Below are 12,847 nucleotides of genomic sequence, written 5' to 3'. Positions count from 1 at the left end.
GCAACATGGCATGATTATTTACATGATTCACGCAAGGATGGTTGGCTTTCTCAAAGAAAATGAATTCCATAAAGAGGAGGATTGGTGTGGCATCCATTTGGAACTCTGATTTATATTTTGTTATTTTTTTGCTTTTGGGAATCCTCTTGCCAGTTTCATCGCTTTGGGTACTGGGTCCACGCCTGCGGCCGCATAAGCCGTCCCAAGCCAAACAAAGCAGTTATGAAAGTGGGGTGGAACCGTTTGGCGATGCGCATGTACGATACCATGCGCGTTACTACCTGTTTGCGCTTTTGTTTGTCGTATTTGATGTCGAGACCGTCTTTTTTTATCCCTGGGCAGTTGCCAGTCATCAGCTGGGTGTTTTTGGACTGATAGAAGCTGTTCTTTTTATTCTCTTCCTGGCTGTTGGTCTCATCTACGCTTGGCGAAAGAAGGTGCTGGAATGGAATTGAATCCACGCATGCAACCGCGTCGTGTTGAATTTGAAGGGTTTTCAGCAGAGGAAAATGCAGAACTCAACCGTGGCGGGATTCTGATAGGCGCTTTGGAGGAAATGAAGGCGTGGGCGCGCAGCAACTCTCTTTGGCCTATGACGTTTGGTTTAGCTTGCTGCGCCATTGAAATGATGGGGGCAGGCGCTTCTCATTACGATCTCGATCGTTTTGGCATCATTTTTCGAGCCTCGCCCCGTCAGTCGGATGTCATGATAGTGGCAGGTACGGTTACGAAAAAAATGGCGCCGCTGTTGCGCCGGCTTTACGATCAGATGCCAGAACCAAAATGGGTTGTTGCAATGGGTTCTTGTGCGACAGCAGGCGGTCCCTATGTGAAAAGTTACAGTGTGGTCAAAGGTGTCGATCAGGTTGTCCCCGTAGATATTTATATTCCAGGCTGTCCGCCTTCACCGCCCGCTCTCATCTATGGTTTGAATTTACTGCAAAAGAAAATTCGTCGCGATGCTAGAAGGAGTGTGGCGCGCGCGTGAGCGAGTCTAAGCCAGAAAACCAATTGGATAAAAAAGAATCGGCTTCAAAGTCTCACGAGGCTGAGGTGGAAGCCAATCCGTTGGCAGATGATTTAGCAGGAGAGTTGGTTCGTCGCTTTGGCGAATCATGTGTCATAAAGTCAGGAATGGCACGGGGAGTGCCAAGCATACAGGTGGATGCTCAACAGTTTGTAACAGTCCACGCCTATCTCAAACAACATCCAGATTGGCAGTTAAACTATCAAAGCTGTTATACAGGGGTAGATTACGGAGAAGAGTTGGAAGTGGTCAGTTACGTGCGTTCTTCATCCCTGCTGCATATGGTTTGCCTTAAAACTCGTGTCTCTAAAGAAAGTCCTCGTTTACCAACATTGACCACCGTACATCCGGGAGCGAATTGGGAAGAACGAGAAATGTTCGATTTATTAGGAATTGAATTTGCAGGTCATCCAGATTTACGCCGCATTATGCTCTGGGAAGGGTACGCAGGTCATCCATTACGTAAAGATTTCGTAGAGCCGCAGGAGGAATCCTATGGTCCATCGACTTGAATCGGCCTTGCAAGCAGGCGAACGCATGGAAGAAATGCTGTTGAACGTAGGTCCGCAACATCCGAGTACGCATGGAGTGTTGCGAATGCTGGTTCGAGCGCGCGGCGAAACCATTGTGGACGCTGAACCGGTGATTGGTTATTTACATCGGGGCACGGAAAAATTAGCAGAAAATTTGCAGTATACACAAATTATTCCCTATACAGACAGACTTGATTATTTGGCTTCTATGCTCAACAATTACGCGTTTTGCCATACCGTAGAAACGGCGTTGGGACTGGAAGTTCCCGAAAGAGCAGAATACTTGCGCGTCATTGTCATGGAACTGCAACGTGTAGCTTCTCATTTGCTTTTTGTAGGTGCCTATTTGCTCGATCTCGGTGCACTTTCTCCCTTTCTTTACGTTTTTCAAGAACGTGAACGGATCGTGCAGTTATTCAATCGTATTTGCGGTGCTCGTCTCACCTACAACTATATGCGAATTGGCGGTGTCAAGGCCGATGCTCCATCAGGTTGGTTAGAAGATGTCCGAGATTTTTTGCCCTTCATGCGCGAACGAATTGAAATGTACGACCGCCTGATTACTGGCAATGAGATTTTTCTCAATCGTGTACGTGGGATAGGAGTCTTTGATACCAAGACAGCACTTGAGTATGGAATCAGTGGCATCAATCTGCGTTCAACAGGGTTTCGTTGGGATTTGCGCAAGCAACAATCTTATAGCCTTTACGACAGATTTAATTTTCAAATTCCTGTTGGCCAGCATGGCGATTGTTTTGATCGCTATTACTTGCATTTGTTAGAAATGCGTGAATCGTTGCGCATTGTTGAGCAAGCTTTAGAACAAATGCCCAAAGACGGCCCGGTTATTGGTAAGGTTCCTAAAATGATTCGTGTTCCTGCTGGAGAGTATTACACCAGTATTGAAGGGGCGCGTGGCGAAATTGGTTTCTATATTGTGGCGGATGGCAAAGACAAGCCATATCGAATGAAAATCCGCAAGCCTTCCTTTGTAAATTTACAACTTATTCCAGAATTATTGCGCGGACAAAGTCTCTCCAATCTAATAGCGATTCTTGGTGCGGTTGATATCGTGCTTGGGGAGGTGGATGCGTGAGTCAGAATTTCTGGATATGGCAAAATAGTCCACTCAACGGGCAACATCTTTTAACTATGGTTATCGGTGCTGTGATTACACTGATGTTAACGCTAGGTGTAGTAACGTACACCATTTATGCCGAGCGCAAGGTATTAGGCTGGATGCAGGGACGAATAGGTCCCAATCGGGTAGGGCCACTTGGTTTACTTCAATCCATTGCAGATATTTTAAAACTTTTGGTGAAAGAGGACATAGTTCCAGAAAAGGCCGATAGAGCTCTGTTTTTGCTTGCTCCCATCATAGCCTTCGTTCCATCTTTTATGACCCTTGCGGTCATTCCATTTAGTATGCAGCATGTTTTTACTGCCGATTTTGGGGCCGGATTATTGTACTACTTAGCGCTTTCCGCGTTGACCATTCATGGTGTCATGCTGGCTGGCTGGGCCTCTAACAACAAATATGCGCTGCTCGGCGGTATGCGTAGCGCTGCTCAAATGCTCTCTTACGAAGTGCCGCTTGGTCTGTCGCTTGTCGGAGTAGCCCTTATGGGACATTCGCTGAACTTGAATTCCATCGTTATAGAACAATCGCATACGATTTGGAATATCATTCCTCAAATAGTGGGATTCCTAGTCTTCTTGATTGCCGCCACCGCTGAACTGAACCGTACACCTTTCGATTTGCCAGAAGCGGAATCAGAATTAGTGGCTGGATATCATGTAGAGTACTCCGGATTTCGCTTTGCATTCTTTATGTTAACGGAATATGTCTACGTGTTTGCCATGGGATGTCTGGCCGCCACGGTCTATCTAGGAGGATGGTCTGGACCCTGGTTGCCAGGTTGGCTGTGGTTTGCCATCAAAGTCACAGCGTTTATCTTCTTTCAATTTTGGCTGAGGGCCACTATGCCGCGTATTCGTGTGGATGGGCTGATGAGCTTTAGTTGGAAGTTTCTTCTTCCTGTGGCGATGCTTAATTTGGTAGGCACAGCCGTGATTCAAACCTTAGTTTCTTTGCGCTGATGATGCATTTGGGTAGAAATCATCAGACAGCACAGTTTCCAACGAGATCGGACGGAATCCAACTAAAGGAGAGGAAGCGTCTTGTTAGGATTCGTCAAAGGTTTAGGTGTGACGCTTGGTCAATTGCCGAAAAAGAAAGTCACACTGGAATATCCAGACGTTCAGCCTGAGTGGCCAGATCGTTTTCGAGGAGTACATCGATTTATTCCTGATCTTTGTATTGTCTGCAATCAATGTGCAAGAATCTGTCCCACAGATTGTATCACTCTTAGCGGATCGCGCGATGAAAACAGGAAGATGCACATCGAGACGTTCGACATTAACTTTGAAATTTGCATTCTATGTGATTTGTGTGTGGAAGTTTGTCCTACGGATGCGATTCTCATGTCGGATACTTTTGAATTGGCAGTAGAGTCGCGCAATCATTTGAAGCTTGACATGCAATGGTTGGTGGAGAGTGAAGAAGAATACGAAGAAAAATATCCTGATCGCGCTCCTAAGTTAGAGGCTGTTGATGTTGCAGAAAAGGGTGAGGGTTGATGGTTCATTTTTTTTCGCACGGAGATAGCCTGGCCTTCTATGTATTGGCACTCATCATTTTGCTTTCCGCAATGCTTTTCCTGCAATTTCGTAAAGTTATCTATATGGCTCTGGCTATGGGCGCTATCTTTGTGGGGTGTGCCGCGCTTTTCCTACTACTTGGTGCAGTTTTTGTAGGTATAGCTCAAGTCATGATTTATGCTGGAGCCATTACGATTCTTATGATGTTTGCCATCATGTTGACCAATCATGAGGCTACTGAATCGGTATCAGCATTTGGCATTCGCAAAGGGCTAGCCGCGCTAGGAGCTTTTCTCTTGGCAGTGATTTTGCTGTTCACCATTCGCGCTACGCACTGGCGTCAGTCGCTCGTAGTCAATACGGATACGCAGCACAATGTAGACAAAATAGGATTTATGCTTTTTCGACAATATACAATTCCTTTTGAACTTGTCTCTTTGTTGCTCTTGGCGGCGCTTGTAGGAGCGGTATGGATTGCAAGGCAGACAAAGGAGGAGAAGCAAGATTGACGACCGTGCATATTCCCTTGCCGTCCGTTTTGGCGCTTGCAGCCATTCTTTTTTGCATTGGACTTTATGGTGCCCTTAGCAAACGTAGTCTCATTATTGTGTTGGTTTCGTTGGAACTGATGCTAAGCAGTGTCAACATCAATCTCGTGGCATTTTCTCAACTTGGCGCTTTTCCAAATTTGCGCGGACAAGTGTTCTCTTTGTTTACCATTACGGTAGCGGCGGCAGAAATTGCTGTAGGATTCGCCATCGTGCTTGCATTTTTTCGTTTTCGCAAATCAGCAGACGCGGATGATGCAAACTCGCAAAAGCGTTGACGGCATGTACGCCGGATTTTCATTCTGATATATCAAGCGGATAGGAAGAAGGTGTTTAAATGATAGAACTAGCCCTCATCCTTTGTTTGCTGCCTTTAGTAGCTGCTGTATTCTCTTTTGTCCTGCGCAAGTCATCTGCGTGGTTGCATGCACTTGTGGCAACGTTAGCGATGCTAATTTCTGCGCTGCTTGCACTGATTGTTTTTTTTCATCCATACCATCGTCATGCTATGGAAGCTAGCATTCATTGGCTGGCGCTGAATCACGATTTTATGCTGACAGTCGGTGTGCGTCTCAATGCGCTCAACAATCTGATGCTTGTGATTGTTACACTGGTTTCACTCAACGTAATGCTTTTCTCTTACGGCTATTTAAAAACTGATGAACGAATCGGTATATATTACGCTTATCTCAATTTTTTTGCTTTTTCCATGTTGGCATTGGTCATGTCGGCAAATTTATTGCAACTATATATTTTTTGGGAAATGGTAGGTCTCTGTTCATACCTGTTGGTCGGTTTTTGGTTCTTTAAGAATGAAGCGGCACGTGCAGCCCGTAAATCGTTTGTTGTCACTCGCTTAGGAGATGCAGGTATGCTTGGTGGCATCCTTTTGCTGGCATTGGCTGCCCACTCCTTTAACGATTCAACGCAAGCCCTGCTCGCTGCCAGCGTTAATCTTCACCTTTCCTGGCTTAGCCAACCGCACCTCTTGACGTTGGCAATGTTGCTCATTTTTCTTGGCTGCGTCGGTAAATCAGCACAATTTCCGTTACACGTTTGGTTATCTGATGCCATGGAAGGTCCCACTCCAGTTTCGGCATTGATCCATGCTGCAACAATGGTGGCGGCTGGCGTCTATTTAGTAGCCCGGTTATATCCACTCTTTCAACTTGCTCCCGGTGTATTGGAAACTATAGCTTATATCGGCGCTGGCACAGCTTTACTTGCAGCTTGCATTGCCTTGTCGCAGCGGGATATCAAGCGAGTGATAGCCTATTCCACCATCTCTCAGCTAGGTTACATGATGGCTGCTTTAGGTATTGGCGCCTATGCGGATGGAGTTTTTCATTTATTGACCCACGCTTTTTTTAAAGCGTTACTGTTTCTTGCGGCAGGGAGTGTCATACATGCTCTAGCAGGTACGCAGGACTTGTTCCAAATGGGCGGCTTGAGGAAAAAAATGCCCATCACTTTCTACACTTTTTTAGCCGGCGCTCTCGCTTTATCCGGTGTTGTACCGTTTGCTGGCTTTTGGTCAAAAGATGCAATTCTCAGCGCTGCGCTAGCCTCTCGTCACTACATAGTTTATGCGCTTTTGTTAATAGCCGCTTTTTGTACGGCAGTCTATATTTTTCGCCTGATTTTCCTGGCGTTTGCGGGTCAATCCAGACAGCCAGCCTTGACAGAGCATGCGCATGAAGGCGGTTGGGAAATGAAAGCTCCATTGCTTTTTCTGGCTATTTTTGCAACCTTTGCTGGTTTTCTCAATACGCCGCTCAATGATGATGCGCTAACCCGCTATTTAGAACCGGGTATACCGATGTCTGAATACCAGAATTGGCCCATCTTGTCCATGTTGATCAGCACTCTTGTAGCTTTACTGGGCATTGCCGTAGCGTATCTCGCTTTTCAACGCTGGCAAGATCAAGGTTCACCTGTACCGCCTGAAAGAGGACGTCCTTGGTGGATTCAAATATCCTATCGCAAATTTTATTTAGACGAGATTTACTATCATACCATTCAACGAGCCGGAAGATTTCTTTCCATGCTGATTGATTTGTTCGATCGCTATTTTCTCCAAGGTCTGGTTCGTTTGATAGCGTTACTCTTCTACGGTATTGGCAATGCATTGCGAATGACGCAAGATGGATTGTTGCAATCGTATGGGACAATTGCGCTGGCTGCTCTAGTGGTTTGGTTTGCTATTGCGGTCTTTCGTGCTGGAGGTGTGTTTTAGTCTATGGCCTTCCTGCTTCTGGCGCTTATAACGCCGCTCGTAGCTTCTTTATTGGTCTGGCTTTTGCCGGCTTCATCTCCATCCAACAATGTGCAAGGTCTCAAACAGCCTCATCGCTCGCATGAAGACCATTTTATCTGGATTGGCCGGGTTGCAATGAGTATCAGTTTCCTATGTATGTTTGTTCTTTGGATAAAGATGCGCCTTCTGTCGGATGTCTACCAATTTGCTTTTTCTTTTCGTTGGTTTCAATTTTCGCTTGGATTTCATCAACACTGGACGTTGCGAATCGCTTATGGTTTGGATGGACTAAGTCTGCCACTATTTTCTTTGGCCGTCTTGCTCGGTTGGATCATCTTTTTTGCTGTACGTCCGCCTGGAGAACAAATTCGCGCCTATACAGGATGGATGTTGCTCGCTCTGTTTGCAGTCATGTCCAGTTTTGCGGCAATAGATTTACTCACGTTTATTCTATCCATGGAGTTGACACTGTTAGCAGGTTTTTTCCTGATTTTGCGACAGGGCAAGGAACAACACTGGGATGCCGCCCTGCAGTTTCTCCTTTATCGTGGCCTGGCCAGTGTTTTCATCATTCTGGCGCTCCTAGGTTTGGCTGCTGCAGCAAGTCGCGGAGGATTGTGGCCAGCTTCTTATGCTGTTTTATCGGCGGTGCTTTTTCATCATTCTGTGCCTCATATCGTCTTTTTGGCACTGTTTATAGGTGTTCTTCTGGAAGAGGCGTTTGTACCGCTGCATAGTTGGTTCCCCAATGCTATGCAGGATGCTGGTGCTGGCGTGGCGGTTTTATTAGCTGGCATTTTGACCAAAACAGGACTTTATGCGTTGATTCGATTTGGTGTCGGTATGATGCCGCAGGATGCTAACGATTATCGACTCTTGATAGCCACTGTCGGCATTATCAATTTACTCTATGCTGCGTTTGCTGCTTGGTCAGCCAAAGATTGGCGGCGACTCATCAGTTTTTCTTCCATTTCCCATATGGGGTTAGCGCTCTTTGCAGTGGCTACTTTGCGCCAAACCGGAATGCTCGGAGCATTGTTTCTGCTCGTTTCGTCCGGTCTTGTTAGCGCATTGTTCCTGCTCACTTCCGAGGGGATGTTTAAGCGCTTGCATTCTCTTGAATTCAGTCGTCTAGGGGGCTTTCAAAATCGATGCCCATCGCTTCGGGGTTTCTCCTTTTTGCTGCTCTGGGAAGTTTGGGCCTGCCCTTGACCAGTAGCTTTGTGGGTGAATTCCAGTCGATTTTTTCCGGGTTTGCCGTTTTGCCAGGCTTTGCTTTTGTAGCTTTACTCGGCCTCTTGCTGAGCGCCATATACAGCCTCAACGCGATACGCAAAACGACGTTTGGCCCGGTCTTAGACAGCACCCTGATGCAATTGGCTGACTTACGTTGGCTGGAAAGCTGGCCACTAGCTGTGCTTTCCTTATTTTTGCTCTTGCTCGGCATTCTACCCAATCCATTCGCGCAAGTGGCGCTTTCCGCGTTTCATCATCTGCGCGCGTTAGGGGGCTGAAAGATGAGCTTGTATTCACTTTTGCACGCCCATCTAGGTCTCACCATGGGGCCCTTGTCTATTGTAGCTATCTCTGCAGTTTTGGTGATGTTGATTGAACTCCTGCTTCCAACCCGTTTTTTGCAGCTTCCTGTCTGGCTCAGTTTATTGGGACTATTGGTTGCTTTAGTGGACGCGTTCATTCATCTTTCCCAGGTGCCTCAGTATTCGCTGCATACGCTTGTCTCCGACGGGCTGGCTAGCATACTGACTTGTCTCATTTTGCTCTTAAGTTTTTTGCTCTTGCTGTTTCATGTAGATGAACTAAAATCTCAGACTAACCCATTTCCCCGCGAAGGAGCCTATCTATTTCTCTTCGCGACTGCAGGCGCTTTAGCCATGGTCACTGCGGTCGATCTCGTTACGCTCTATGTTGGTCTGGAATTGCTTTCAGTCTCTTCTTATATATTGGTCGCTATGACGCGTAAGCGGTTAGCTCTTGAGGGCGGAATGAAGTATTTGGTGCTTGGTGGTGTCGGGTCGGCTCTGTTTTTATACGGCGCCTCGTTTATCTATGGCATGACAGGGCAAACCAATCTCTATACGATTGCTCGTATGAGCCATCAACTTTGGCTATTGAATCCAGCCATTGTAGTTTTGTCGTTCTTACTTATGCTTTGTGGACTGGGCGTCAAACTATCGCTTGTTCCTTTCCACTATTGGACTCCGGATGCATATGAAGGCGCATCGGCATCCGTGGCTGGCTTTTTGGCTTCCGTATCGAAGAGTGCAACGTTTGCCATGACCTTGCGTGTGCTGCTCTATCTGTTTCTTGGCAGTACGCATGATGTTTTTCCGTATGTAGCTGCTATGGCAGCGTTAACCATGGTGGCGGGAAATTTGTTGGCGTTGGGGCAGAATAAGCTGCGTCGATTGCTGGCTGTCTCCAGTGTAGCTCAAGCTGGCTATTTGCTCATTCCTATCGCTTTGTTAGCGCAAGCCACACCAAATACTTGGCCACTCGTATACAACAGTCTTGTGTTCTATCTCGTTTCGTACTCAATCGTGACCATTGGCGCGTTTGCAGTCTTGTCCATCTTAGAACAGCGTTACGAAGTTCAAGAGATTGCGGATTTATCACGTTTGCCGCGTCCATATCGTTGGCTGCGCGCCGCATTTGCCTGTTTTCTGCTCGGATTTGCTGGCATGCCGCTGACTTCGGGGTTTATGGGAAAACTCTATCTGCTGATTGCCGCTCTTCGTTTGCATGAGCTATGGCTTGGTGTTTTACTCTTTGCTGTAAGCGTGATTTCCTTCTATTATTATCTGAAACCGATTCGCACCATGTACCAGAAACAACTTTTTACAGACAATGGGGAAGTTCAGGCTGTGTCGCGTCAAACGGCTACGCAAACGGTCATTGCGTTCTGTGTTCTGGTGACATTGTTGCTCGGTGTCTGGCCAGGTATTTTATTGCAGGCCTTTAGCCACGTGCAGTGGTACTAGGAGGATTCACATGTATACCCAGTTCAATGAAAGTCATTTACCTTTTCAAATCTCCATAGTATTTCCGCTGATGATCACCCTCTTTTTTTTCTTTGGTCTACTTGTCTCATGGTGGGCGCTTGGCGCCTTGCCATGGGACAAAATTACCCGTCACCCCCTCTCATCGCGATCGCAAATGATTCGTTTTATGTTGGCCTTGGCTGGAGCGTTGCTATGGGACACGTTTGCCGCATTGTTACTCATCATGATGCAGTGGATGCGTACTTTGTAAAGAATTTTTCCTGCACAATGAAGGCTGGTCATGTTCTGTTCCTCGAGTTATTGGCGTCTGAGATCTTAGCAACTTTTGGCTGACCCGCATAAATCTCGCAATCTGAGCGAATTTAACAGGTAGAGTACGTATAAAATCCATTCCCCAAGACCAGACTAGAAACATCGGAAACAGATGGGGGATGGAGAACGTGGCTCGACAAGTGAAGCGAGGACGAAGCAGTAAAAAAAACCGCCGACGCAAACATTGGCTGTGGGGGACAGCGATTGTTTCTGTAGCTGCATTTCTTTGGACGCATCCTTTGATTGCAACCGGAAATAGTTTACAGGTTACGGCAAAAAATCAAACACATCAGTTGCATGTAAACCGTCAAGGCATGGAAGCCCATGATTGGGCAGCTGAAGAAAGCCATTTTTTATCACAGACAATGTCTGCCACTGGTGCTGAACCTGATGAATATTTGCTGAATAGTTGGGACAGCTTAAACCATCAATTTTTAAGCGAAAACGAGGATTTGTCCATTGCACGGGAAATGGTGCAGGAAATGAAACTGCGCAGAGCGAAATTGTATCATACGGCTACTTCTGTAGAACACTATGTATTGGTTGATGCGTTGAGTCCAACCGGAAGCCGAGTGGAATTGGTGGTCACTTCTTTTGCTCCTACGACTTCGGTGGAAGGTACTACAGCCGGAGAATTAGTTGATTCCTCCACCGTACTGGCAGTGACAGAAGAGCATCAAGGTTATACATCACAGGCATTGACTGCGGATGAAGAACAGTTGGCAGCAGCACTTTTGCAGATTGGTGCTAAACCGCAAATTAGCAGTTGTCTGATTGGTCATCTCGATGCTAAAATGGTCGGCGTTCAAGCGAATCAACTGGCTGAGCGAGCGCTGCATGCAGTAGATGCTAAATCTGTGCAGACGTTTCAAAGCGGCTTGGAAACGAGCATCTCAGGATATGCGCCGCGAAATTTGACTTACATTGTATCGCGCGGCCAGCCCATCAACCTGCAGGTAGCTGTTCATTACGATGGATATCAACACGACACGAACGTCCTGGTCGGAACACCCATCATTACGACAACGTATTGATGCAAAATCGTCCTCGTAACGCTTCGTAAGACAATCTTGTCGTGTAACGGGGGTTACGGTATGCCAAAATTAGTGATTGACGGAGGGTATCCGCTCTCAGGCTCCGTAAGGATTGGCGGCGCAAAAAATGCGGTATTGCCCATTTTGGCTGCCAGTCTGCTGGCAGAGTCCGGCGTGAGTCAGATTGAAGACGTACCTCATTTATTAGATGTACGCAATATGATTGAAGTTATCGCATCCCTGGGCGCTAGAGTGGAGAGAAGAGGAACCACTGTGCGCATTCAGGCCAGTCACATACATAGTGTGGAGCCGCCTCAGGATTTGGTCAGGCGTATGCGCGCTTCGTTTGTAGTGGCAGGACCGCTGTTGGCTCGTTTTAAAGAAGCGTCCATCTCACTGCCTGGGGGTTGTAAAATTGGCAACCGCCCAGTAGATTTGCATATTAAAGGTTTTGAAGCCATGGGTGCTACAGCACACACTGAAAATGGCTTTGTCCATCTCCAAGCGCCACGGGAAGGTTTGCGAGGAGCACGCATTTATTTAGACATTCCCAGTGTCGGGGCAACGCAGAATATCATGATGGCAGCCGTGCTGGCTAAAGGACAGACGATTATTGAAAATGCCGCCAAAGAACCAGAAAACGTGGATTTGGCCAATTATTTAAACGCGATGGGCGCACGAGTGCGCGGTGCTGGAACAGATATGATTCGTATTGATGGTGTCGACAGCCTGCATGGCGCTGTGCATACCGTCATTCCCGACCGTATTGAGGCAGGTACATTCTTGGTGGCTGGTGCATTACTGGGTACAGGTGTATATGTGGAAAATGCTGTGTCTCAACACATGATGTCGGTGATTGCAAAGCTCGAAGAAGCGGGAGCCCGCTTTGAAGACAAGGTAGACGGTATTCAGGTATGGCCGGCAGAGCGTGGACGGCTTTCCTCTATTGATGTGAAAACGCATTTTTATCCTTCTTATCCCACAGATATGCAGGCGCAAATGGTGGCTGCCCTGTCTGTAGCAGCCGGAACAAGCACGGTGACAGAAACCGTTTTTGAAAACCGCTTTTTGCATGTGGGTGAATTGCAACGTATGGGCGCCAATATTCATGTAGAAGGCCGGACGGCAGTCATTGAAGGTGTAGACCGACTTTCTGGCGCGCTGGTCACTGCCACGGATTTACGGGCGGGAGCGGCCCTTGTGATTGCGGGGCTATTGGCAGAGGGCCAGACTGAAGTATTGGGATTGCATCATATCGATCGCGGCTATGACAATCTGGTCAGCAAATTCCAACAGCTTGGTGGACGTATCAAACGTCTGGAAACTCCTATGGAGGAGAGCGACGCAGAATCTGCGTAATGCCGTACAAGTGCGAGTTTCTACAGATACCTCTACATCGACATGAAATTTTCCGATGTAGAGGTTTTTTCATAGAGTGTATCCTGAGTGGTCTTA

The 12,847-nt window shown here is 47.1% G+C and carries 13 protein-coding genes and 1 pseudogene; all 14 read left to right on the top strand.

Going from position 1 to position 12,847, the window contains the following annotated elements; translation table 11 throughout:
- Positions 1 to 86: 86 nt before the first annotated feature.
- The 14 genes and pseudogenes from FY534_RS13080 to murA all read left to right on the top strand — a co-directional run bounded on the left by FY534_RS13080 (position 87) and on the right by murA (position 12,751).
- A complete protein-coding gene (locus FY534_RS13080; protein ID WP_072874443.1) occupies positions 87 to 455 on the top strand; it encodes an NADH-quinone oxidoreductase subunit A in 369 nt (122 codons plus the stop codon).
- Positions 446 to 988 carry a NuoB/complex I 20 kDa subunit family protein gene (locus FY534_RS13075; protein ID WP_238413573.1) on the top strand — a complete coding sequence of 181 codons (543 nt, stop codon included), beginning with the start codon at positions 446 to 448 and terminating at the stop codon, positions 986 to 988. The genes FY534_RS13080 and FY534_RS13075 overlap by 10 nt, the downstream gene beginning before the upstream one ends.
- A complete protein-coding gene (locus FY534_RS13070; RefSeq protein ID WP_203114815.1) occupies positions 985 to 1,539 on the top strand; it encodes an NADH-quinone oxidoreductase subunit C in 555 nt (184 codons plus the stop codon). Before FY534_RS13075 ends, FY534_RS13070 begins: the two co-directional genes overlap by 4 nt.
- Positions 1,523 to 2,656 (top strand): NADH-quinone oxidoreductase subunit D, encoded by a 1,134-nt coding sequence (locus FY534_RS13065; RefSeq protein WP_203114814.1) that lies wholly within the window; start codon positions 1,523 to 1,525, stop codon positions 2,654 to 2,656. The genes FY534_RS13070 and FY534_RS13065 overlap by 17 nt, the downstream gene beginning before the upstream one ends.
- A 56-nt stretch (positions 2,657 to 2,712) precedes the next feature.
- Entirely contained in the window at positions 2,713 to 3,660 is a 948-nt protein-coding gene (gene nuoH / locus FY534_RS13060; RefSeq protein WP_203115641.1) for an NADH-quinone oxidoreductase subunit NuoH, read from the top strand.
- Positions 3,661 to 3,741: 81 nt separating this feature from the next.
- Positions 3,742 to 4,200, top strand: a complete 459-nt coding sequence (locus FY534_RS13055) for a NuoI/complex I 23 kDa subunit family protein (protein WP_072874445.1) — start codon at positions 3,742 to 3,744, stop codon at positions 4,198 to 4,200.
- Positions 4,200 to 4,730 (top strand): NADH-quinone oxidoreductase subunit J, encoded by a 531-nt coding sequence (locus FY534_RS13050; protein WP_072874446.1) that lies wholly within the window; start codon positions 4,200 to 4,202, stop codon positions 4,728 to 4,730. The genes FY534_RS13055 and FY534_RS13050 overlap by 1 nt, the downstream gene beginning before the upstream one ends.
- Positions 4,731 to 4,735: 5 nt before the next feature.
- Positions 4,736 to 5,047 carry an NADH-quinone oxidoreductase subunit NuoK gene (gene nuoK, locus FY534_RS13045; protein WP_129583598.1) on the top strand — a complete coding sequence of 104 codons (312 nt, stop codon included), beginning with the start codon at positions 4,736 to 4,738 and terminating at the stop codon, positions 5,045 to 5,047.
- 59 nt (positions 5,048 to 5,106) lie between these two features.
- Positions 5,107 to 7,005: an NADH-quinone oxidoreductase subunit L gene (gene nuoL, locus FY534_RS13040; protein ID WP_203114813.1), complete on the top strand. Its 1,899-nt coding sequence runs from the start codon at positions 5,107 to 5,109 to the stop codon at positions 7,003 to 7,005.
- A gap of 3 nt (positions 7,006 to 7,008) precedes the next feature.
- Positions 7,009 to 8,540: pseudogene (locus tag FY534_RS13035) on the top strand (NuoM family protein).
- 3 nt (positions 8,541 to 8,543) lie between these two features.
- Positions 8,544 to 10,025, top strand: coding sequence for an NADH-quinone oxidoreductase subunit N (locus tag FY534_RS13025; RefSeq protein ID WP_203114810.1), 1,482 nt, complete (start codon positions 8,544 to 8,546; stop codon positions 10,023 to 10,025).
- Positions 10,026 to 10,035: 10 nt separating this feature from the next.
- The gene (locus tag FY534_RS13020) at positions 10,036 to 10,296 is read left to right on the top strand and encodes a DUF1146 family protein (RefSeq protein WP_072874451.1); all 261 of its coding nucleotides are present in this window, start codon (positions 10,036 to 10,038) and stop codon (positions 10,294 to 10,296) included.
- A 190-nt stretch (positions 10,297 to 10,486) separates the two neighbouring features.
- Positions 10,487 to 11,392: a YwmB family TATA-box binding protein gene (locus FY534_RS13015; protein ID WP_203114809.1), complete on the top strand. Its 906-nt coding sequence runs from the start codon at positions 10,487 to 10,489 to the stop codon at positions 11,390 to 11,392.
- Positions 11,393 to 11,452: 60 nt separating this feature from the next.
- Positions 11,453 to 12,751 (top strand): UDP-N-acetylglucosamine 1-carboxyvinyltransferase, encoded by a 1,299-nt coding sequence (gene murA, locus FY534_RS13010; RefSeq protein ID WP_072874453.1) that lies wholly within the window; start codon positions 11,453 to 11,455, stop codon positions 12,749 to 12,751.
- The last annotated feature ends 96 nt before the right edge of the window (positions 12,752 to 12,847 follow it).

It is taken from the genome of Alicyclobacillus sp. TC (assembly GCF_016804365.1).
GTDB lineage: Bacteria > Bacillota > Bacilli > Alicyclobacillales > Alicyclobacillaceae > Alicyclobacillus_I > Alicyclobacillus_I tolerans.
This window is presented reverse-complemented; position numbering and strand designations above follow the sequence as displayed.

Excerpts from the sequence above, each read along its gene's own strand:
- FY534_RS13075 (WP_238413573.1), top strand. The coding sequence starts at position 446 with ATGGAATTGAATCCACGCATGCAACCGCGTCGTGTTGAATTTGAAGGG.
- FY534_RS13065 (WP_203114814.1), top strand. The coding sequence starts at position 1,523 with ATGGTCCATCGACTTGAATCGGCCTTGCAAGCAGGCGAACGCATGGAA.
- nuoH (WP_203115641.1), top strand. The coding sequence starts at position 2,713 with ATGGTTATCGGTGCTGTGATTACACTGATGTTAACGCTAGGTGTAGTA.
- FY534_RS13050 (WP_072874446.1), top strand. The coding sequence starts at position 4,200 with ATGGTTCATTTTTTTTCGCACGGAGATAGCCTGGCCTTCTATGTATTG.
- nuoL (WP_203114813.1), top strand. The coding sequence starts at position 5,107 with ATGATAGAACTAGCCCTCATCCTTTGTTTGCTGCCTTTAGTAGCTGCT.
- FY534_RS13025 (WP_203114810.1), top strand. The coding sequence starts at position 8,544 with ATGAGCTTGTATTCACTTTTGCACGCCCATCTAGGTCTCACCATGGGG.
- FY534_RS13020 (WP_072874451.1), top strand. The coding sequence starts at position 10,036 with ATGTATACCCAGTTCAATGAAAGTCATTTACCTTTTCAAATCTCCATA.
- murA (WP_072874453.1), top strand. The coding sequence starts at position 11,453 with ATGCCAAAATTAGTGATTGACGGAGGGTATCCGCTCTCAGGCTCCGTA.